Genomic DNA, 20,349 nt, shown 5'->3' on the forward strand with positions numbered 1-20,349 from the left:
CCCACTTGTGCCATTTCAAGGAAACGACTCCATGCCCAACATCGATCGCCGTAGCTTTCTCATGACCAGCGCAGCAGGCGCTTTCGCATCGGCGGCAGGCACGACAGCGTTCGCACAGACAAGCAACGCCGCATCTGCATCCGCTTCCGCATCGGCCAGTGGCGCGCATGCGAAGCCGCCGCGCGTCACGCGCATTCTTGCGGACTTCATCGTAAGAACGGGTTATGGCGATCTGCCCGCGCCGGTGCGCAAGGAAGGCGTCAGGACGTTGATGAACTGGGTCGGCGTCGCGGTCGGCGGATCGCACGACGAGACCGTGAATCGCGCAGTCGCCGCGCTCACGCCGTTCTCCGGTCCGCCGCAAGCGAACCTGCTCGGCCGGACCGAGCGCTTGGACATCATGAACGCGGCGTTCATCAACGGCGTGAGCAGTCATATCTTCGACTACGACGACACGCATCTGAAGACGATCATTCACCCGGCGGGACCGGTCGTGTCGGCGATATTGGCGTATTCGCAATATCGCGCCGTCACGGGCAAGGACTTTCTGAACGCGCTCGTGCTGGGCGTCGAAACCGAGTTGCGAATTGGCAATGCGGTGTATCCGAATCATTACGATGTCGGCTGGCACATCACCGGTACGTGCGGCGTGTTCGGCTCGGCGGCGGCGACGGGCAAGCTGATGGGACTGAGCGTCGAGCAGATGGTCTGGGCGCTCGGTCTCGCCGCCTCGCAGCCGGTCGGCTTGCGCGAGTCGTTCGGCTCGATGAACAAGAGCTTCAATCCCGGCCGCGCCGCCGCGAACGGCATCTTCGCGGCACTGCTCGCGGGCCAGAACTACACGAGCTCGGACGGCATGATCGAAGCCAAACGCGGCTGGGCCAACACGATCAGCACGAAGCAGGATTATCGCGAGATCACGGAGGGCCTCGGTTCGCATTGGGAATCGACGTTGAATACGTATAAGCCTTTCGCGTGCGGCATCGTCATTCATCCGTCGATCGATGCAGCGATCCAGTTGCGCAATCAGGAACACTTGAGCGCGGATCAGATCGCGCGCATCGATCTTCGCGTGCATCCACTCGTGCTCGAACTGACGGGCAAGAAGACGCCGCAGATCGGGCTCGAAGGCAAGTTCAGCATCTATCACGCGGTGGCGATCGCGATCATCGACGGCGCGGCGGGCGAGAAACAGTTCAGCGACGCCAAGGTACGCGACCCGAAGACAATCGAGCTGCGCGACAAGGTGAACGCGATCGTCGATCCGTCCATCAAGCCGGAACAGGTCGACGTGACGATCACGCTGAAGGATGGCCGCAAGCTGCACAAGTACATCGAACACGCGATCGGCAGCACGCAAGTGCCGATGACCGACAAGCAGCTCGAAACCAAGTTCTCCGATCTGGCGGACGGCATCCTCACGCCGGAGCAAACGCGCGCGCTGATCGATAAATGCTGGCACGTCGAGCAACTGGACAGCGCAAGCGAAATCGCGACTTCGGCGCTGCCGCGATGATCGTTCATGCGAAGAGCGCCAGCTCGATGTATCGACGTTCCATCCGACGATATAAGCAAAGAACATTGACGTCGCGTTAATGCGCCCGAATACTGCGGGCTGCAGGGCGTCGCCTGCAATTGCTTAATCATCCGTCGCAAATGAATGCGTTATAGATCAGGAGAATCGATCGCGTCGCGTCTTCCATAAAACCTGTCGATGCAAGGAAACGTCAATGAAGAATGCCTTGTCCGTGAGCTTCGCCATGAAAGCTGCCGTTGCAGTCTCCACTGTCACGTTCGCGATGTGCGCGAGCGCCGTCGAGCCGATCAAGATCACGCTAGCCAATTGGGCCGATACGCAAGCGGTCGTCTATACCGCGAAGTACGTTCTCGAAACGAAGCTGCAACAACCGGTTACCCTGACCACGGCGGACCTCGGCATTCAGTTTCAGGGCATCGCGCGCGGCGATGTGGACCTGATGCTCGGCGCGTGGCTTCCGGTCACGCACGCGGCCTACTACGCGCGCTTCAAGAACGACATGGAAGATCTCGGCGTCATCTATTCCGGCGCGAAGATCGGCTGGGCGGTGCCGGATTACGTGCCCGAGAGCGAAGTGGCGTCCATCGGCGATCTGAACAAGCCCGAAGTCAAGAGCAAGTTGAACAGCACGATTCAGGGCATCGAACCGGGCGCGGGCGAGATGGTCGCTTCGGAAAAGGCGCTGAAGGAATACGACCTCGCCGGATATAACCTCATTCGCGCAAGCGAGGCCGGCATGTTGACCGCCGTTGCGCGCGCGTATCAATCGAAGAGCTGGATCGTCGCGACGGTGTGGAGTCCGCACTGGCTCTGGCAGAAGTACAAGATGCGCTATCTGAAAGATCCCAAGGGCGTGCTCGGCGGCGACGAGCAGATTCACGGCTTCTCTTCCAAGCAGTTCGCGACGAAATTTCCGCGCGCGAATGTCTTCATCCGGCACTTCAAGCTGACGCTGGCCGATGTCGAATCGATCGAGCTCGACGGCAACGCATCGAACGACTGGAGCGCGGCGGCGAAGAAGTTCGTCGACAGCCATCCCGAGAAGGTCCAGGCGTGGCTCCAGCAATAGGCGCGAAGCCGCGCCCGGCCTTGCACGCCGGGCGCGGCGGCGTCGTCGGACCGCCGATTACCTAGGTAATTGGCACGTATGGACCTAAGTAATTTGAGCACTTACGCTCCTTTCAATCCGGATCGAATCCGACACGCGAAAGGGGTGAAGCGCCATGCCACATCAAGCAACTCACGAGGTCGATACCAAAACGCTGAGACGTGTCATCGCGGCGGCGTCGATCGGAAACTTTGTCGAATGGTTTGATTTCGCGGCGTACGGCTTTCTCGCGACCATCCTGACGCGCGAGTTCTTTCCCAGTGGCGATCCCACGGTCGGTCTCCTGAAGACGTTCGCGGTCTTCGCGGTCGCCTTCGCATTCCGTCCGCTCGGCGGCCTCTTCTTCGGCGTGGTCGGCGACCGCATCGGCCGCAAGCGCACGCTCGCTTTCACCATCCTGTTGATGGCCGGCGCCACGACGCTGATCGGGCTGCTGCCGACTTATGCGAGCATCGGCTATTGGGCGCCGCTGCTTCTCACGATCATCCGCTGCGTGCAGGGCTTTTCCGCGGGCGGGGAATACGCGGGCGCGTGCGCCTATGTGATGGAGCACGCGCCGCGCCGACGCCGCGCGTTCTTCGGCAGCTTCGTTCCGGTCTCGACATTCTCTTCGTTCGCATGCGCGGCCGTTGTCGCCTATGCGCTCGAATCGTCGCTTTCGCCCGCGGCGATGGTCGACTGGGGCTGGCGCGTGCCGTTCCTGATCGCGGCGCCGGTCGGTCTCATCGGCGTGTATCTGCGCGTGAATCTGCACGAGACGCCGGCATTCCAGGCGCTCGAAGGCAAGCATGAAGTCGCGCATGCGCCGCTGATGGAAACCCTGCATTCGCAGTCCGGAAACATTCTGAAGCTCGGCGCATTCGTTTCGGTGACGGCGCTTTCGTTCTACACGTTCACGACGTATTTCGCGACCTACATGCAGGTCGCCGGACATCTGACGCGCGGAACATCGCTTCTCGTGACCGTGCTCGCGCTCTTCTTCGCCGCGGCGCTGTGCCCGCTCGCCGGTCTGTTCTCCGACCTCGTGGGCCGCCGCGCGACGATCGCGACGACGTGCATCTTCATCATCGTCTCGGTCTATCCCGCCTTCGCGCTCGGCGGATCGGGAAATCTGTCGCCTTCGCTGCTCGGCGTTGCGCTGCTCGCGGTGGGCGCGGTGCTTTCGGGCGTGGTCACTGCTCCGCTTCTTTCGGAAGTGTTCGCGACGAAGACGCGATACACCGCATCCGCGATCACGTACAACCTCGCGTACACAATCTTCGGCGGCACCGCGCCGCTCGTCGCGACGTGGCTGATCGCGGAAACGGGAACGAATCTGTCGCCGGCGTATTACCTGATCGCCGTATCCATCTTCGCGATGATCGGCGGCCTCTCGCTGCGCGAAACGTCGAAGACCGCGCTCGAAGAAGCAGGTTCGGCGAACAAGAGCGCAAGCAGTGGCCCGGCCGTCGAGCGCGGCATCAAGAGAACCATCTGAACGGATACACGCGATGAATAGCCTTCACGATTCGAGCATCATCATCGACGGACTGAACATCTCGAAGTTCGAGCGCTCCGTATTCGAAGACATGCGAAAGGGCGGCGTCACCGCCGTGAACTGCACCGTGTCGGTGTGGGAAGACTTCCAGAAGACCATCGATAACATCGCGGAAATGAAGCAGCAGATCCGCGAATACAGCGAGATTCTGACACTCGTACGCACGACCGACGACATCCTGCGCGCGAAGAAAGAGAACAAGACCGGCATCATCTTGGGCTTTCAGAACGCGTATGCGTTCGAGGATAACTTAGGCTATATCGAGGTGTTCAAGGAGCTGGGCGTGAATGTGGTCCAGCTTTGCTATAACACGCAGAATCTCGTCGGCACGGGTTCTTATGAACCGGATGGCGGCTTGTCGGGATATGGCCGCGAAGTGATTCAGGAGATGAATCGCGTCGGCATCATGGTCGATCTTTCGCATGTGGGCGCGAAGACTTCTTCCGATGCGATCGCCTGCTCGAAGAAACCCGTCACCTACTCGCACTGCTGCCCTTATACGTTGAAAGAGCATCCGCGCAACAAGACGGATGAGCAATTGAAGGAGATTGCCGAAGCGAACGGTTTCGTCGGCGTGACCATGTTCATGCCCTTCCTGAGACGAGGCGCCGATGCGACCGTCGACGATTATCTCGAAGCTATCGAATACGTCATCGATCGTATCGGTGAAGACAAGGTCGGTATCGGAACGGACTTCACGCAAGGCTATAGCACCGAGTTCTTCGACTGGATCACGCATGACAAGGGCCGTTATCGCCGTCTGACGAACTTCGGCAAGGTCGTGAATCCGGAAGGCATTCGCACGATCGGCGAGTTTCCGAACATCACCGCCGCGATGCAAAAGGCCGGCTGGAGCGAATCTCGCATCAGGAAAGTGATGGGCGAAAACTGGCTGCGCGTATTCGGTGAAGTCTGGAACGGTTGAAGCGAAAGTCCGTGCGAAAAGTGCCGAACCTCGGTGTTACAGTAACTTTTCGCCAGACGCGACAATCTTCCCGACATGACCGATTCGCCCAAGCTCGACTACGAGGACTTGTTCAGGCATTTGCCCGTGGCCGTCATCGTCGCGAGAGAGCGGATCATGGTCGACTGCAATGCACGCGCGCTGGAACTCTTCAGGGCAAAACGCAGCGATATCATCGAGCAATCGTTCTCGAAGCTCTATCCCGAGCAGAAGGATTTCACCACCACCGGTCATCGTCTGGCGCCGTTGCTTGCAAAGCATGCCGTATTCAGCGATGACCGCATCATGCGGCGCGTCGACGGAAGCTACTTCTGGGTGACGGTCGGCGGCTTCGGCTATAACCCGAAGCGGCCTTTCGAGCTTGCGGTCTGGACGTTCACGGATCTGTCGCAAGGCACGAAGCAATCAGACAACGCAAGCCTGCTGACCGAGCGCGAGCGCGACGTCGCCGCGCTGCTCGTGCATGGCATGACGAGCAAGGAGATCGGCAAGGAGTTGAACATCAGCCCGCGCACGGTCGACATCCATCGTGCAAGCCTGCTGCGCAAATACGGCGCGCGAGCCACACAAGACCTGATCGCGCGGCTCCTGGCCTGAATCGGCGCGAACTGCCGCAATATTCAGACGAAAGCGCTCGCGTAAAGAAACATTTTCCGATGCCGATAACCTGAAGCAGAAGGAGCCGGACGCCAGATCGTTCGCGCCTTTTCGACATTCATAACGCGTGTTCCGCAGCCATACGGCGCGGGCCGACGACATCCGGAAGAGAAAGAAGCAATGGTCTTCAGTTACAGGGACATGATGGTCACGCCGGCGGCGGTCCGGCACGGCGACGCGTTTGCCGCGACGGCGCGAATCCAGGATTTGAACGGGATGGAGCGTTCGGTGCGCTTGGCCGGCGAGTTTCCGAACGTGGAAGAAGCGATCCGCTATGCGATTGCGGCCGGCTTCGAATATATCGATTACGAGCAAAGCTGCTGAACTCCGCGAGGCGCGCCGCGTCCGCGACGCACCTCGAAGCTACGCATCGAGGGAAGCGTTGCGCTTCCCCTGGCTCGTCAACTCAGCTTGACCGAGGTTGCATCGGCGGTCAGATAGCCCACCGCCGCGCCGTAGCGATCCTTGTAGTTCGCGCGGATCAGCGGATCGAGCGTCGCCTGCACCTTCGAATGCAGCGGCGTTTCCCAGTCGCCCGCATGCTGGAAGTTGCTCATGATGTAGGTCCAGCCGTTGATCTCGTCGACCGCGTGGAGGCCCGTCGATTCAGCGCCCGACGGCGCCGACAGAATGCGCGACAGCGACTTCGTATCGACGTTGTATGCCCACAGGAAGTTGTTGACGTGCCGGCCGCTGTCTTCGCCGATGAACAGCGTGCGCAGCTTCTCGGAGAACTTGAGGTTATCCGGATTCGCGATGCGCTCCGGGTTGCCGATGTTGCCGAGCGCATCGGCGGAAATGTCTTCGCCGACGAGCGCGGCGGGCGCGGCCATGTCGACCGGAACCCATTCGCTGTTGATCGCCGCGCCGGTCAGATCCTTCTGTCCGCCCTTCAGATTGAACGCGTACACCGCGCCGGAGTTGATGGTCTTGTCGACGGCGAATTCGGCCGCGTGCGCGTCGCCCTTGACCATGGACTTGACGATCTGCGACATCGCCGAGTACACGATCTTGTCCTTCGCGTTGACCGTCGTGCCTTCGAGCTTCGTGAAGCACATGCTCGCGCCGCGCAATGCCGCGTAGCGATGCGTCTCCAGAAACGCGGCCGCCTTCTCCATGCCCGGCTTGATGCGAATCCAGTTGAACGCGCCGTTGTAGTTGATGCGCGTATAGCTCGCATCGAGCGTCGCGCCGACGGTCGCATCGCTGAGGACATCCATGATGTCGGCGAGCGTCAGCGTGTTGGCGAGGTTCTCGATTTCATCGCTCGTCGCGTGGCCGAGGTTCATCCACGTCAGATTGGCCGAGCCCGCGCCCGCCGATGACGTCATCGCGCATTTCGCGACGTAAAGCGTGCCCGCGGAAAGATCCGCTTCCTTGTCCGCGACGAACATGAAGACGCCGCCGTTGGTCGCGTCGTCGCCCATCATGACGGTGCGCTTGTCGGGCATCACTTGAATCAGCTCGTGCGAGATGCGGCCGAGGCAATAGTGCTTCTTGATCGTGCCGGTGCCGTCCGGGTTGACGGTGACTTCGGGCACATGGCCGTAGTGATACGGACGGGCCTTCGTTTGATCGCCGTAAAGGTTCCGGCTATACGCGAGGAACTGCGCGTCCTTCGAGCCGAGCGCCGCATCCGGCTCGTACTCTTCGCTCGACAAATGCGTGTTCCACGGCGAGAGGCTCGCGCCGCACGTGATCCACAGACCGTTCGCCTTCGACGTATCGACGTTCGCGTAGCTCACGAGCGTCAGCTTGCCGGTGGCCGGATCCTGATCGAGCGTCAGCACCGCGATCGGCGACGGCAGGCGGCCGTACATGCTCGCGGCGTTCTGGTCGCGCGTCGTGTATTCGAACTGCACGACGGCGAACACGGCGTTGCCCTTCACGCCCTTGACGGTCGTCTTGTCGAGCTTGATGAGCGACGTGCCGTCCGGGCAGTCCGAGAAGAACTGGCGCTCCTTGCCCGCCACCGACTTGTCGATGATCGGCTGATTGTCGATATCGAAATAGCCGCCCGCGACGATGGTGCCGCCGGCCGTGTTCGGCACGACATCGCCCGTCACGAAGAACGGCTGATACGCGAGCTTGTACGCGCGATTGCTGCCGTCGCTGAAGTTCACGGTCATGGTCGAGCCGACGGTGGTCTTCGCCATCGCCGCGGGATCGGCGAGCGTCGGCGCGGCCATGCTGCTGAACGTCGCCGTGGTGAACGCAGCCGTCGACGCGGGCGCGGACGCGTTCGTCGCCGCGTTGCTGTCGCTGCCGCCGCATGCGGTGGCGAGCAGCGAAGCGGCGGTCGCGCCGCCGAGCGGCAGCATCGGTGCGCCGGCGAGAATCTTGAGAGCTTTGCGGCGGGAGAGGTCGAGTGGCAGCGCCATGTGTGGTTCGAGTCCTTGATCGTGGGTTTGTACCGGCGATGAATGTCCCTGCTTCGGGCCGTTGCAGCCCGATGTGCCGGTTGACGCGCTACTTTAGGAAAGAAATGTGAAATTTGTTTGACAGGACGCTGTAATCTCTTGATTCCTCGACCGGAACGTAGAAATGTCCGCTGAGGCTTTGCCATCGGGCCGCTGGACCGACGGTTCCGATTCCGGCGGCGGCAATTTCAACGCCAACCAGGGCGCGCATTACGTCGTCGGCAATCGGCTGACGCTCGCCAAAGGCACGGGCACCCTCGCCTGCACCAATCTGATGGCCACGTCGCCCGATCGGATCCGACAGCAACGCAAGCGTCACGAAGGACACCGTCTTCGCGGGCGGACAGGTCATGGGCGGCGGCATGAACGTCATGTCGCGACTGATGGGCAACAATGCGACGCATCCTCTCATCGCGATCGTGTCCGCCGCGAAGCTGCCCAACACGGGAGACGTCACCGGCGCCGTCGTGCTGGCGTGCAACTGATCGCCGCGCGACCGTTCTGATCGCATCGCGAAGAAAGGCCACTCATCAGTGGCCTTTTTTTGGCTTCCAGTCTTGCGAAGGCGGCGCGTTCCCCACACGCTCCGACAATCAAACCACGCGCTTCCCGCAACTGACGCAGTACCGCGCGCCCGCCTGGATCGACGTGCCGCACGTCGGGCATCGGCTGGGATCGAGCGGCGTGTCGCACTGCTTGCAGACGGCCGTGTCCGGCGGATTCGACTTGCGGCATTGCGGGCAGATCACATCGGGCGGCAGCGGCGGAATCGAGCCGGGATGACGGCCCCACGATTCATCGCCGTCGTATTCCTGATAGCCGTCCCGATGACGCCGGTCATGCTCTCTCCGATGGCTGCCGTGCCCGCCGTGCCCGCCATGTCCGCCGAAGTGACCGTTCTCGAACAGCTTCCGCAAGAAACTCATGATTTGCTCCTTTTGCTGGTGAGGTGCTCAGTTGAAGCGCTTGTGCAGAATGCGCAGCCCGTTGCCGACGACGAGCAGGCTTGCGCCGACATCCGCGAACACGGCCATCCACATCGAACCGAGTCCGGCCACGGCGAGCGCGAGAAACACGCCCTTCACGACGAGCGCGAACGCGATGTTCTGCACGAGAATCGCGTGCGTCGCCGACGAAAGACGGATAAACGCGGCGATCTTGCGCAGGTCGTCGTCCATCAGCGCGACGTCGGCGGTTTCGATGGCCGTATCGGTGCCCATCGCGCCCATCGCAAAACCGATGTCCGCGCGCGCCAGCGCAGGCGCGTCGTTGATGCCGTCGCCGGCCATGCCGACCGCGCCGCCGTCCGCGCCGAGACTTTCGATGGTGCGCAGCTTGTCCTCGGGCAACTGGCCCGCCTCGACGCGATCGATGCCGACCGCGCTCGCGATGGCGCGCGCCGTGTGCGGGTTATCGCCCGAGAGCATCGCCGTCTGCACGCCGAGCGCGTGAAGCCGGGCGATCGCGTCGCGGCTCGATTCCTTCACGGTGTCCGCCACGGCGAAAAGCCCGAGGACGTTGTCCGCATCGGCGAGCATCACGACGGTCCTGCCTTCACGCTCCAGCGCTTCAGCCCGGCGCTTCGCATGGCTCGCGCCGCGTCCGATGTCTTCCATCATTCGCTGATTGCCGAGCCAGTAAGCACGGCCTTCGACGACACCGCGAACGCCGCGCCCCGGCACCGCTTCGAACGCCTCCACCGCGATGCGCGGCACGCCGTCCTGGCTCGCGGCCTGCGCGATCGCGAGCGAAACCGGATGATCGGAACGGCCCGCGAGACTCGCCGCGATCGCGCGCACGCGGCCTTCGTCCATGCTCCGGTCGAGCAGCGCGAAATGCGTCTGCACCGGCTTGCCGTGCGTGATCGTGCCGGTCTTGTCGAACGCGAGCCAGCGCAGGCGCCATCCGCGTTCGAGAAAGGTTCCGCCCTTCACGAGGATGCCGTGCCGCGCCGCCGCGGCGAGTCCGCTGACGATCGTCACCGGCGTCGAGATGACGAGCGCGCACGGACACGCGATGACGAGCAGCACGAGCGCGCGATAGATCCACGCGTACCACAACTCGTCGAACGCGAGCGGCGGCACGACCGCGACCGCTATCGCCACGAGAAGCACGAGCGGCGTATAGATGCGCGCGAAACGATCGACGAAACGTTGCGTCGGCGCCTTCGCACCTTGCGCGCTTTCGATCGCGCGGATGATGCGCGCAAGCGTCGTGTCCTTCGCCGCCGCCGATACGCGAAACTCGAACGAGCCGGTTTCGTTGACGGTGCCCGCGAACACATCGTCGCCCGGCGACTTTTCGACGGGCAGGCTTTCGCCGGTGATCGGCGCCTGGTTGACGGCGGAGCGCCCGGACGTGACGACGCCATCCAGCGCGATGCGCTCGCCCGGCCGCACGCGCACGACGGCGCCGCGCGTGACGGCGCTCGCTTCCATCGCGCGCCACAGGCCGTCGGCTTGCAGAACGGTCGCCGTGTCGGGCGCGAGCTTCATGAGTCCCGCGATCGCGTTGCGCGCCCTTTGCAGCGACTTCGCCTCGATGAGTTCGGCGATCGTGAAAAGCGCCATGACCATCGCGGCTTCCGGCCACTGTCCGATGACCATCGCGCCGGTCACGGCGATGCTCATCAGCGCGTTGATGTTGAGGTTGCCGTTGCTGATGGCGATGAAGCCCTTGCGATACGTCGAGAAGCCGCACGAAGCGATCGCGGCGAGCGCGAGCGCGACGACGAGCCAGGACGGTCCGCCGAACCCGCTCGCAGCCTCCGACGCCGCCGCCGCAACGCACGCGAAGGCGAGCATCCACACCGCGCGCTTGCCTGCGGGCGCGTCGTTGCGGGGTTCGGTGCGCGGCGTGAAGCCCAGTGCGCGCAACGCATCGAGAACGGATGCGAGCGCGTTGGCATCGTGTTCGACGGTCAGCACGCGACGCAGCAGATTGAACTCGACCGATCCGACTCCCGGCATGCCCGCGAGCTTCTTGCGGATCAGCGTCTCTTCGGTCGGACAATCCATCTCGTCGACGACGATCTCCGTCCGAACCGAAGCTTTCGTCTTTATTTCGTATTCCTTTAAATAATTTCGGACACGACGATCAGCCGGCTCAGGCCGGGGCTTGCCGATGCTCTCGGGACGTAACATACTGGCTCCTTTTCTTGACTTTTCCCGAATTGAACACCTTGGAGCCACTCCAGGGTCAAGAAAAAAGGATGCCGAAATGAAGATAGGGGAACTGGCGCGCATAGCGAATTGCACGCCCGATACGATCCGCTTCTACGAAAAGGAAGGGCTGATTCCGCCGCCTGCAAGGACGGACGCGAATTACCGGACTTACGACAAGACGCATGTCGAACGCCTGCGCCTTATCCGCAATTGCCGCGAGCTCGACATGACGCACGACGAAGTGCGCGCCCTGCTCTACGCATTGCAGGCGCGCTCGCCGGATTGCCGCGAAATCGATGCGCTCGTCGATGAGCATATCGGCCACGTAAGCGCGCGCATCGACGAATTGATGAGGCTGCGCGACCGGCTCACCGCATTGCGCGAGACATGCGGCGGCGAGCACGCCGTCGATTCGTGCGGGATCGTGCACGAACTGACATCGCAGAAGACGCCGGGACGCACAACGAAGAAGTCACACGTCGGCTAGCGCTTCGTCCTGCATGCGCGTTACATGCGGCTTGCGTCGATGACCGCATCGGCGAATGCTTTCGGCGCTTCTTGCGGCAGATTGTGGCCGATGCCGCCCGCGACGTTCCGATGCTCATACTTGCCCGTGAACTTCTTGGCATACGCCGACGGATCGGGATGCGGCGCGCCGTTGGCATCGCCTTCCATCGTGATCGTGGACACGCCGATCGTCGGCGCGCTCGCGAGCCGCTGTTCGAGCGCGTCGTATTGCGCTTCGCCCTGCACGAGCCCGAGACGCCATCGATAGTTGTGAATCACCACGGCGACGTGATCGGGGTTATCGAACGATTTCGCGGAACGGTCATACGTCGCGTCGTCGAAGTTCCATTTCGGCGATGCGAGTTGCCAGATCAGCTTGTTGAAAGCGTGACGGTTCGCCTCGTAGCCCGCCTGGCCGCGCTCGGTCGCGAAGTAGAACTGATACCACCATGCGAGCTCGGCTTTCGGCGGCAGCGGCGCGCGATTCGCCTGCTGGCTGCCGATCAGATAGCCGCTCACCGAGACCATCGCCTTCACGCGTTCCGGCCACAGCGCCGCGATGATGTTCGCGGTGCGCGCGCCCCAGTCGAACGCGCCGAGCGTGGCCTGCTGAATCTTGAGCGCATCCATCAACGCGATGATGTCCACCGCGACCACCGCCTGCTGTCCGTTGCGCGGCGTGTCGGCGGAAAGAAAGCGCGTGGAGCCGTACCCGCGCAGATACGGCACGATCACGCGATAACCCTGCGCCGCGAGCATCGGCGTGACTTCCGCGAATGCGTGGATGTCGTAGGGCCAGCCGTGCAGCAGGATCGCCACGGGACCGTTCGCCGGACCCGCTTCCGCATAGCCGATGTTGAGCGCGCCCGCGTCGATCTGGCGAATGCCGGCGAAGCCCGCACTCGACGATGCGCGCGGCGCGGTCTGCGCGCGCACGAGGTCGCTGAAACCGAGCTGCATCGCGCCTACACTCGCGACCGCCGTGCCGAGCAAGCGTCGGCGCCGCGCGTTGATCTGATCGTCCGGCATCTTTTGATTCTCCTTGTCCATGTAGTCGATGAAAAACGTTCACGCAGCCGATGCGCGCAGTTCGGCGAGCGTCGGCCCGAGCGGTCGCACACGCATGCGCGAATCGAGATTGCGCCAGGGCAGATCGGCCGGATCGGCGGCCATCGGGCCGGGCGCTTTCGCGACGAGCACGCGCTCGGCGATCGGCTCGAAATCGGCGCGGAAATGCACCGAGCTCTTGTTCACCAGAATCTTCATGCGCTCGGGCTCGATGCCCGCAACGCGAAAGAGATTGCGGTCGAAGACCTGCATCTTGATGCTGCTCACCGCGATACGCACGCCGCCGATACGCAGGCAAGCGGTCGGTCCCAGTTCGCCCGACATGCCATTGAGCATCGGGCCGTCGAAGCGAAAGCGGCCATCCGACAAATACTCGACTTCGAACTCGCCTTCAAGCGGCGCGTCGCCGGGCACGTTCGAGCCGCCGCCCAGCGCTATCCTGATGCGCGCGCCGACGCCCGCGCGATGCGCCGCATGGGCCGCCTTCTCGTCCCAGATAACGCCTACCGCAGCGTCGCGCGCGTCGTGGCGCAGCAGTGCGCGGACCATGCCCATCGTGTTCGAATCGCCGCCGACGCCCGGATTGTCCTGCGTATCCGCGATGATGACGGGCTTGCCCGCATCGCGGCTCGCGTCGATCGCTTCACGCGCGGCTTCATCGGGAGAGAGGAACGGCACGTTCCAGCGCGCTTCTTCGTCCACGAGTTGCGTGTATAGCTTGTCGACCGCGAAGTCCGCCGCCTCGCCGTCGAGCGCGTAGCCCCAGAACACCGGACCGCATTCGTCGAAATCGGATGCCGGAAAGCCCGGCGCGAACGACAGCGACACGACATCCTTCTCCAATGTCTCGAGCATGGCGTACATGCCGCGCGCCGGTTCGACGAGCGTGCACATGCCGTTCACCGGAATCAGAAACGGGATGCGCCGCATCGCGCGCGCGAACGGCTTCCCGTGTTCGATGCGCTTTGCCAGCAGATGCGCCGCGCGCAAGCCCGTTTCGGCCATATCGACGTGCGGATACGTGCGATACGCGACGAGTGCATCCGCGAGTTCGACCATGCGCGCCGTGACGTTCGCATGCAGGTCGAGCGAAACGACGAGCGGCATCGCATCGCCGACGATGTTGCGCACGCGCGCCAGCAGTTCGCCTTCGCCATCGTCGAGATGTTCGGCGACCATCGCGCCGTGCAGATCGAGATAGATCGCGTCGAAGCCGCCTGCCTGCACGCGATCGACGATCGCGCCCGCGATGCGCTCGTATGCGTCCTGCGTCACATGCGCCGATGCGCTCGCGCCCGCCCAGATCACCGGAATCGGCTCGTGCCCTTGCGCCTCGGCCCATTGAATGAAACCGCCGATCGGCACGTTCACGTCGCGCAGCTCGAGGACATCGTCGCCGTGCGCCATCGGCGGAAAGCCTTCGCCCTGTATGAAGCTCTGGTAGCTCGCCTTCGTCGGCGCGAAGGTGTTCGTTTCGTGCTGGAATCCTGCGATCAGAATCTTCATGACCTTGTCCTTTCGAGTATCGATTGATGTTCAGGCCGCGCGTGCCGTGGCCGCGGCAGCCGTGCGCCTGTTCGCGAGAATCAGCACGCAGGACAGCGCCGCCATGCACGCCATCACGACGAGGCCGCCGTTCGTGCTGCCGGTCGCGGACTTGACCCAGCCGATCATCGCGGGGCCCCAGAATCCGCCCGACAAGCCGATCGTGTTGATGAGCGCGATGCCGCCCGCCGCCGCCGGGCCGGAAATCGTTTCGGAAGGAATCGCCCAGAACACCGTGTAGGCCATCCACATGCAGGCGGTGGCGAGCGTGAGCAGCGCGAGCGTCGCGACGACGTTGCCGTTCGCATACGGCGTCATCACGAGCAGCGCGGCGGCGGCGAGCGCGGGCACTGCGCTGTGATAGCGGCGCTCGCCGACCTTGTCGGAACGGCGGCCCGCTGCGTACATCGCGACGGCCGCGGCGACGTACGGAATCGCGACGTACCAGCCGAGGCGGATCGTGTCGTGCATGGAGCCGCTGAGACCCTGCTCCTTGATGAGCGTCGGCAGCCAGAAGCTGATCGCGTAGATCGGAAAGATGATGCAGAAGTACGCGATCGCCAGCAGATAGATGCGCGGGTTCTTCGCGATCTCCGCGAACGATTCGATGCGATGCGACGCGCCGCCGTGATGACCGACTTCCGCCTCGACGAGCCGCTGTTCGTCCTGCGTGAGCCAGCGCGCATCGGCGGGACGATTGGCGAGCACGCGCCACACGAGCGCGCCGAGCGCGATGCACGGCAGGCCTTCGACGAGGAACATCCACTGCCAGCCCGCGAGTCCGCCGACGCCGCCGAGCGACGCAATCAGCCACGCCGACAGCGGCCCGCCGACGACACCGCCGAGCGGCCCCGCGACGAACACGAGCGCGATCGCGCGCGCCATGCGCTTCGGGCCGTACCAGTTCGAGAGGTAATAGATCATGCCCGGCGCGAAACCCGCTTCGAAGACGCCGAGCAGGAAGCGCATCGCGTAGAACGCGGGCACGTTGCGCACGAAGAGCATGCACGCCGACGTGATGCCCCACAGCACGAGAATGCGGCTGAAGGTGAGACGCGCGCCGATCTTCGGCAACATCAGGTTGCTCGGAATCTCGAACAGCACATAGCCGATGAAGAAAATCCCCGCGCCGACGCCGTACGCTGCATCGGAGAAGCCGAGATCGCTTTGCATCTGAAGTTTCGCGAAGCCCACGTTCACGCGGTCCAGATACGCGAACATGTAGCACGCGATGAGGAGCGGCAGCAGCCGCCAGTTGATTCTGCTGTAGAGCGCCGAAACGGCATCGCCGCTGCGCAGGGTCTGGATCGTCGACATCCGCGTCTCCTTGTCTCGTCTTCCCTTTCTCGGGTAAGGCGATGTTGAGCGCGTGCGACCGTGCGAGCAAGAGCAACAAAGTTCACGTATCGTTGCTCTGCGAGCAACGCATTCCTTCCCATACGGACGACGACCATGCGCGAAATCAATCAGCAACGTCTGCGCTATTTCCACGAAGTGCTCACGCACGGCACGATTCGCGGCGCGGCGGATCATCTGAACACGTCGCCGTCGGTGATCGCGCGGCAGATCAAATTGCTGGAAAACGAACTCGACACGACGCTCTTCGAGCGCGAGCCGCGCGGCGTGCGGCCGACCGAAGCGGCGTTCCATCTGCTCGAATTCTGGCGCGGCTATCGTTCGCAGCAGGAGAAGTTCGAGGATCAGCTGCATGCGCTCAAAGGCCTGCAGCAAGGGCAGATTCGTCTCGCGGTGAGCGAAGGCTATGTCGATACGCTCGTCGACGATGTGCTCGCGCCGTTCTGCGCGCGCTATCCGCGCCTCGAAATCGACGTGCAGATGCTCGCGGTCGACGATCTGCTCGAAGAAGTCGCGCAGAGCCGCGCGCATATCGGGCTCGCGTACAACCCGCCGCCGCACGAGCGCATCGAGATTCGGGCAAGCTCGCCGCAGCCGGTCGTGCTGCTCGCGCGGCGCGATCATCCGCTGGCGGTGCGCGGCGGCGTCGCGCGGATTCGCGATCTGCTCGAGTATCCGCTCGCGCTGATGCCGCCCACGTTCGGCATCGGCCATGTCGTGAAGATGCTCGAAACCACCGACGATCTCGCGATCCGCCCGACGCTCACGACGAACTCGCTCGGCGCGCTGAAGCGCTTCGTGGCCGCGGAAAATTTCATGACGCTGATCGGCGAATTCGCCGCGTATCGCGAGCTCGCGAGCGGCGAGCTGACGACGATACCGGTCGCGCATCCGCTTTTCGAGAGCGCGCAGGCGAAGCTGCTCGTGAAAGCCGGACGTCCGCTCGCGGCCGGGCCGCAGGAACTGCTCGACTGGATTCTGACCCGCATGCCGATGTTCGCGCATGCGGCCGCCGCGCCCGTCAGACGAACGCGCGCTCGGGCGCGTCGCAAGTGATCGCGGAACGGCGCTTGCTGCGCTACGGAAAACATCTTCAGGAGAATGCGATGAACCGCGAACCGTCAGATCCCGTGCAGCGCGCCGACGAACGCCGCGAGGCGCTCGGCGAGGGCGACGTCAAGGAAAAAAGCGATGGCACGATCGAGCAGCGCGAGCACGGCAATATCGATCCGACGCTCGTTCCGAAGGGCAAGGATCATCCCGAGCAAGGGCCGTACACGCCCGAGCATGATCTGAAGGATCCCGACACCTCGCCGGACGCAAGCGCCGACCATCCGAAAGGCAAGCGCGACTCGGAAGCGTGAAACGTATTGCCCGCCGTCGAGCTTCGCCTTCTCCGCCGCGATCTGATCGGCGATCTTCGCGGCGAGCGCATCGAGCGAGGCAATCGACTGAACCTCGTTGATGACGAAGCGCGCCGCGGCGCCGTAGGGCTTCGGCGCGGCCGCCGATTTCTGCCCTTTCAGTTCGCCGCTCGTGTCGATCTGCGCCGGCGCGGCGTCCGGGCTCGCCGCAAGATTGGCGAGCTGCACGGTGACATGCGTGTTGGGCGTCTTGTCGGATGAACCCATCGACGGCAACGCGGAGCCGAATCCGCTCGACAGCGTTTCGTCGAACTCCCCGCTGACGAGCCAGCCCGATGCCGGCGGCGGCGAATCCGCCGTCACATGGCAAGCGGCGAGACCTTTCCCGTTCAGCGCCTTGACGATGCCATCCGCCAGCGCCGATGCGTTCTGATCCACCTTCACCGCATTGCGCGCCGATCGCAATCGCGAGCCGAGCACATGCGACGCGCCGCTTTCACGGCTGACGGCCGTGAAGTCGCGTACCTGTATCAGTTGGCCGGCCGCGGGCGGGCACTGCGGCGCGGACTGGGCGCATGCAAGCGAGCCGATCGCGGCCAGCGCAACGCCCAGGCAAAAGGTCTTCATGGGTGCTCTCCGTCGGAGAACGATCGTCGTCAACCGCCGCAGCAACACGCCCAACGCGAAGATCAGGTGGCTCATTGCGTCCATCCTCCGTTTCCGGCTCGCATCCGCGAATGCCGCGATGATAACGCCGGGCGGCCCGCGCGGGCACGCGTTTAGCGCACGGTCGCGGCGTCTTCTGCGTCTGTCCGCATCATCAGGCTCGCGAGCAGGACGGGGCGGCTCAACAGAAAACCCTGCACCTTGTCGCAGCGCACGTCGCGCAGCGTGTCGAGCTGCTCCTGCGTCTCGACGCCTTCCGCGACCACCGTCACGCCGAGCTTGTGCGCGAGATCGATCACGCCTTCGACGACCGTGCGCACCATCGCGTCGGTGGCGATGTTGTCGACGAAGGATTTGTCGAGCTTCAGCACGTCCGGCCGGAAGCGCGCGAGATAGCTGAGGCTCGAATAGCCGGTGCCGAAATCGTCGATGGCGATGCGTACGCCCATCGCGCGAACGTTCGACAGCACGACCTGCGCATCATCGACGTTGTCGATCAGCGCGGATTCGGTGATCTCGAGCGTGATGCGGTTCGAATCGATGCCGGCGCGCCTGATCGCGTGCCGCAGAACCGACACGAGGCGCGGATCGCGGAACTGCTTCGGCGACACGTTGAGCGCGACCGAGCAAGCCTGCGGCAGCGCGAGCGCGAGTTGCGACCCGGCCTGCACGGCCTCGCGAATGACCCAGTGCCCCGCCTCGACGATCAGCGCGCTCTCTTCGAGCACCGGCACGAACGCACCCGGACCGAGCAGCCCGAGCTGCGGATGATTCCAGCGCAACAGCGCCTCGACACCGACAAGCGCACCGGAATCGACGCGATATTGCGGCTGATAATGCAGCACGAACTCGTTCTCGCGGATCGCGCCGTGCAGTTGCGCTTCGAGATGCGCGCGCGCGAGATCGTCCTTCTCGCGATCGCCGAACACGCGAAACGTGTTGCGGCCCGCGCGCTTCGCGGCGTACATCGCCATGTCGGCGCTGATGAAAAGCGCTTCGGGCGTGCGTCCGTGTTCGGGATAGAGCGCGACGCCGATCGAGCACGTCATCGTCACGCTCTTGCAGTCGATCTCGATCGGACGATGGCACGCGAGCGAGAGCTTGCGGCACGCGCGCTCGATGCTTTCCTGATCGAAGCTGCCGGGCAGGATCACGGTGAACTCGTCGCCGCCCGGCCGCGCGGCCACGGCGCCATCGGGCAGCGTTTCCGCGATGCGTCGCGCGATGGTGCGCAGCACCGCATCGCCGGCGATATGACCGGCAGTGTCGTTGATCGACTTGAAGCGATCGATGTCGATGAAGAGATACGCGAACGGCGCGAGCGCTTCACAGCGCTTCACGAGCGCGTCCATCATCGCGTTGCGATTGGCGAGTCCGGTGAGGCTGTCGGTGTTCGCGAGCCGATGCAGTTCCTGAAGGCGCTGGCGCTCGTCGGTGGCATCGACGCACACGCTCACGACGCGCGACACCGCGCCGTCCTCGATGACCGGATAAATATCTGCGCGCACCCAGCGCGTGCGATCGTGCGGCAGGCAGAGACGAAAATAGCTCTGCGTGGCCGCGCCCGTGTTCACGGCGGTACGCATTTCGTCGCGCAGCGCGGGCAGGTCTTCGGGATGCACGCTTTGCGACCAGGCGGTCTGATCGGCTTCGAGCGCGGACATCGGCATTTCCCACATGCGTTCGAACGCGGAGCTCACATGCAGAAGCTCGCGGAAATCGCGCGTCGCGGTCCAGAAGACGGCATCGACGTGATCTTCCATGTCCTTTTGCACGCGCGCGTTGCCGCGCAATTCGTCGATGAGATTGCGCTCCGCCGTGATGTCGCGCGACTTGCACAGCACCGCGCTCACCCGTCCGTGCTCGCCGTAGACGGGCGCGAAGGTCGACGTCCACCATTTCAGCGTGCCGTTCATCGTGCGGCAGGCTCCGGAGAACGACGTCGATTCACCCGCTTTCGCGCGTTCGAAGGCACGCCGCGCGTCGGGGCCGTCCCAGAGCGCGAGCCAGTCGACGCCGATGAGATCGTCTGCGTGATCCGCTTCGATGAGCTGCCCGCCGACCTCCGAAATGCACATGATGCGGCCTTCGAGCGACAGCAGCTTGAGACAGTCCTCGGCGATGGCGAGCAGCCCATGCGCGACCTGACGTGCGACGAAGATCTTGCGATTCGCTTCGTGCATGCGATGCACGACGAACGCCGCGCCGAAGACGAGCACGCCGAGCAACACGTTCCACGGCAGCGGCACGAAGATGGTTCCGCACGCGGCGGCGAGCACGCCGAGCGGCGCGAGACCGAGCGCACCGAAACGGCGTGCGCGTTCGATGTAAGGCCGGTTCCTGGCGATGGTCTCGCCGATGGTCCCGAGGAAATCGTTGGCGCCTCTCTGCACCGTTCTGGCCCTGTTCTATTGATGGGTTTGATCGGTGTTTATCGGCGCGGAGAAGAAAGTCTT

Annotated in this window: 18 protein-coding genes; 9 read left to right on the forward strand and 9 right to left on the reverse strand. The window is 63.6% G+C overall.

Annotation, left to right across the window (positions count from 1 at the left end):
• Window positions 1-31: 31 nt before the first annotated feature.
• The 6 genes from NCT05_RS24195 to NCT05_RS24220 all read left to right on the forward strand — a co-directional run bounded on the left by NCT05_RS24195 (window position 32) and on the right by NCT05_RS24220 (window position 6,127).
• On the forward strand, window positions 32-1,516 hold the full coding sequence (locus NCT05_RS24195; protein WP_250503342.1) for an MmgE/PrpD family protein: 1,485 nt from the start codon (window positions 32-34) through the stop codon (window positions 1,514-1,516).
• A gap of 214 nt (window positions 1,517-1,730) precedes the next feature.
• Complete coding sequence (locus tag NCT05_RS24200; RefSeq protein WP_175981212.1) at window positions 1,731-2,606, forward strand: glycine betaine ABC transporter substrate-binding protein; 876 nt, start codon at window positions 1,731-1,733, stop codon at window positions 2,604-2,606.
• Between the two features lie 154 nt (window positions 2,607-2,760).
• Complete coding sequence (locus NCT05_RS24205) at window positions 2,761-4,122, forward strand: MFS transporter (protein WP_250503343.1); 1,362 nt, start codon at window positions 2,761-2,763, stop codon at window positions 4,120-4,122.
• Window positions 4,123-4,135: 13 nt separating this feature from the next.
• Window positions 4,136-5,107, forward strand: coding sequence for a dipeptidase (locus tag NCT05_RS24210; RefSeq protein WP_250503344.1), 972 nt, complete (start codon window positions 4,136-4,138; stop codon window positions 5,105-5,107).
• Between the two features lie 75 nt (window positions 5,108-5,182).
• Entirely contained in the window at window positions 5,183-5,743 is a 561-nt protein-coding gene (locus tag NCT05_RS24215) for a PAS and helix-turn-helix domain-containing protein (protein ID WP_008348559.1), read from the forward strand.
• A gap of 180 nt (window positions 5,744-5,923) precedes the next feature.
• Window positions 5,924-6,127, forward strand: a complete 204-nt coding sequence (locus NCT05_RS24220) for a hypothetical protein (RefSeq protein WP_144403683.1) — start codon at window positions 5,924-5,926, stop codon at window positions 6,125-6,127.
• A gap of 77 nt (window positions 6,128-6,204) precedes the next feature.
• On the opposite strand, the gene NCT05_RS24225 is transcribed toward NCT05_RS24220, so the two are convergent.
• Window positions 6,205-8,184, reverse strand: a complete 1,980-nt coding sequence (locus NCT05_RS24225) for a PhoX family protein (RefSeq protein WP_250503345.1) — start codon at window positions 8,182-8,184, stop codon at window positions 6,205-6,207.
• 88 nt (window positions 8,185-8,272) lie between these two features.
• Entirely contained in the window at window positions 8,273-8,596 is a 324-nt protein-coding gene (locus NCT05_RS24230) for a hypothetical protein (protein WP_250503346.1), read from the reverse strand.
• On the opposite strand from NCT05_RS24230, the gene NCT05_RS36825 reads away from it, so the two are divergent.
• On the forward strand, window positions 8,586-8,708 hold the full coding sequence (locus tag NCT05_RS36825; RefSeq protein WP_284507566.1) for a hypothetical protein: 123 nt from the start codon (window positions 8,586-8,588) through the stop codon (window positions 8,706-8,708). The genes NCT05_RS24230 and NCT05_RS36825 overlap by 11 nt on opposite strands.
• A 108-nt stretch (window positions 8,709-8,816) precedes the next feature.
• Here the strand turns inward: NCT05_RS36825 and NCT05_RS24235 are convergent, their stop codons facing one another.
• Both NCT05_RS24235 and NCT05_RS24240 read right to left on the reverse strand, forming a co-directional pair.
• The gene (locus NCT05_RS24235; protein WP_250441091.1) at window positions 8,817-9,149 is read right to left on the reverse strand and encodes a double zinc ribbon domain-containing protein; all 333 of its coding nucleotides are present in this window, start codon (window positions 9,147-9,149) and stop codon (window positions 8,817-8,819) included.
• Window positions 9,150-9,176: 27 nt separating this feature from the next.
• Window positions 9,177-11,240, reverse strand: a complete 2,064-nt coding sequence (locus tag NCT05_RS24240) for a heavy metal translocating P-type ATPase (protein ID WP_250503347.1) — start codon at window positions 11,238-11,240, stop codon at window positions 9,177-9,179.
• Window positions 11,241-11,442: 202 nt separating this feature from the next.
• Between NCT05_RS24240 and cadR the strand changes: the two genes are divergently transcribed.
• Window positions 11,443-11,874, forward strand: a complete 432-nt coding sequence (gene cadR, locus NCT05_RS24245) for a Cd(II)/Pb(II)-responsive transcriptional regulator (RefSeq protein WP_250503348.1) — start codon at window positions 11,443-11,445, stop codon at window positions 11,872-11,874.
• Window positions 11,875-11,894: 20 nt separating this feature from the next.
• Here the strand turns inward: cadR and NCT05_RS24250 are convergent, their stop codons facing one another.
• The 3 genes from NCT05_RS24250 to NCT05_RS24260 are packed head-to-tail and all read right to left on the reverse strand — an operon-like array spanning window position 11,895 to window position 15,824.
• Window positions 11,895-12,923, reverse strand: a complete 1,029-nt coding sequence (locus NCT05_RS24250) for an alpha/beta fold hydrolase (protein ID WP_250457516.1) — start codon at window positions 12,921-12,923, stop codon at window positions 11,895-11,897.
• A 39-nt stretch (window positions 12,924-12,962) separates the two neighbouring features.
• On the reverse strand, window positions 12,963-14,468 hold the full coding sequence (locus tag NCT05_RS24255; protein ID WP_250503349.1) for a M81 family metallopeptidase: 1,506 nt from the start codon (window positions 14,466-14,468) through the stop codon (window positions 12,963-12,965).
• Between the two features lie 30 nt (window positions 14,469-14,498).
• Window positions 14,499-15,824: an MFS transporter gene (locus tag NCT05_RS24260; protein ID WP_008348574.1), complete on the reverse strand. Its 1,326-nt coding sequence runs from the start codon at window positions 15,822-15,824 to the stop codon at window positions 14,499-14,501.
• Window positions 15,825-15,959: 135 nt separating this feature from the next.
• Between NCT05_RS24260 and NCT05_RS24265 the strand changes: the two genes are divergently transcribed.
• Complete coding sequence (locus tag NCT05_RS24265; protein WP_250457518.1) at window positions 15,960-16,919, forward strand: LysR family transcriptional regulator; 960 nt, start codon at window positions 15,960-15,962, stop codon at window positions 16,917-16,919.
• Window positions 16,920-16,984: 65 nt separating this feature from the next.
• Here the strand turns inward: NCT05_RS24265 and NCT05_RS24270 are convergent, their stop codons facing one another.
• Together NCT05_RS24270 and NCT05_RS24275 are read right to left on the reverse strand one after the other, a co-directional pair.
• Complete coding sequence (locus NCT05_RS24270) at window positions 16,985-17,854, reverse strand: YajG family lipoprotein (RefSeq protein WP_250503350.1); 870 nt, start codon at window positions 17,852-17,854, stop codon at window positions 16,985-16,987.
• Between the two features lie 152 nt (window positions 17,855-18,006).
• On the reverse strand, window positions 18,007-20,286 hold the full coding sequence (locus NCT05_RS24275) for a putative bifunctional diguanylate cyclase/phosphodiesterase (RefSeq protein WP_250503351.1): 2,280 nt from the start codon (window positions 20,284-20,286) through the stop codon (window positions 18,007-18,009).
• Window positions 20,287-20,349: the final 63 nt, after the last annotated feature.

Origin of the sequence: Caballeronia sp. AZ7_KS35, from assembly GCF_023631045.1 — a bacterium.
GTDB classification, from domain to species: domain Bacteria; phylum Pseudomonadota; class Gammaproteobacteria; order Burkholderiales; family Burkholderiaceae; genus Caballeronia; species Caballeronia zhejiangensis.

Coding starts and splice junctions, on each gene's coding strand:
- NCT05_RS24210 (WP_250503344.1), top strand. CDS start 4,136: ATGAATAGCCTTCACGATTCGAGCATCATCATCGACGGACTGAACATC.
- NCT05_RS24240 (WP_250503347.1), bottom strand. CDS start 11,240: ATGGATTGTCCGACCGAAGAGACGCTGATCCGCAAGAAGCTCGCGGGC.
- NCT05_RS24270 (WP_250503350.1), bottom strand. CDS start 17,854: ATGAAGACCTTTTGCCTGGGCGTTGCGCTGGCCGCGATCGGCTCGCTT.
- NCT05_RS24255 (WP_250503349.1), bottom strand. CDS start 14,468: ATGAAGATTCTGATCGCAGGATTCCAGCACGAAACGAACACCTTCGCG.
- NCT05_RS36825 (WP_284507566.1), top strand. CDS start 8,586: ATGAACGTCATGTCGCGACTGATGGGCAACAATGCGACGCATCCTCTC.
- NCT05_RS24215 (WP_008348559.1), top strand. CDS start 5,183: ATGACCGATTCGCCCAAGCTCGACTACGAGGACTTGTTCAGGCATTTG.
- NCT05_RS24205 (WP_250503343.1), top strand. CDS start 2,761: ATGCCACATCAAGCAACTCACGAGGTCGATACCAAAACGCTGAGACGT.
- NCT05_RS24220 (WP_144403683.1), top strand. CDS start 5,924: ATGGTCTTCAGTTACAGGGACATGATGGTCACGCCGGCGGCGGTCCGG.
- NCT05_RS24235 (WP_250441091.1), bottom strand. CDS start 9,149: ATGAGTTTCTTGCGGAAGCTGTTCGAGAACGGTCACTTCGGCGGACAT.
- NCT05_RS24250 (WP_250457516.1), bottom strand. CDS start 12,923: ATGCCGGACGATCAGATCAACGCGCGGCGCCGACGCTTGCTCGGCACG.
- cadR (WP_250503348.1), top strand. CDS start 11,443: ATGAAGATAGGGGAACTGGCGCGCATAGCGAATTGCACGCCCGATACG.
- NCT05_RS24200 (WP_175981212.1), top strand. CDS start 1,731: ATGAAGAATGCCTTGTCCGTGAGCTTCGCCATGAAAGCTGCCGTTGCA.
- NCT05_RS24195 (WP_250503342.1), top strand. CDS start 32: ATGCCCAACATCGATCGCCGTAGCTTTCTCATGACCAGCGCAGCAGGC.
- NCT05_RS24265 (WP_250457518.1), top strand. CDS start 15,960: ATGCGCGAAATCAATCAGCAACGTCTGCGCTATTTCCACGAAGTGCTC.
- NCT05_RS24225 (WP_250503345.1), bottom strand. CDS start 8,184: ATGGCGCTGCCACTCGACCTCTCCCGCCGCAAAGCTCTCAAGATTCTC.
- NCT05_RS24260 (WP_008348574.1), bottom strand. CDS start 15,824: ATGTCGACGATCCAGACCCTGCGCAGCGGCGATGCCGTTTCGGCGCTC.
- NCT05_RS24230 (WP_250503346.1), bottom strand. CDS start 8,596: ATGACGTTCATGCCGCCGCCCATGACCTGTCCGCCCGCGAAGACGGTG.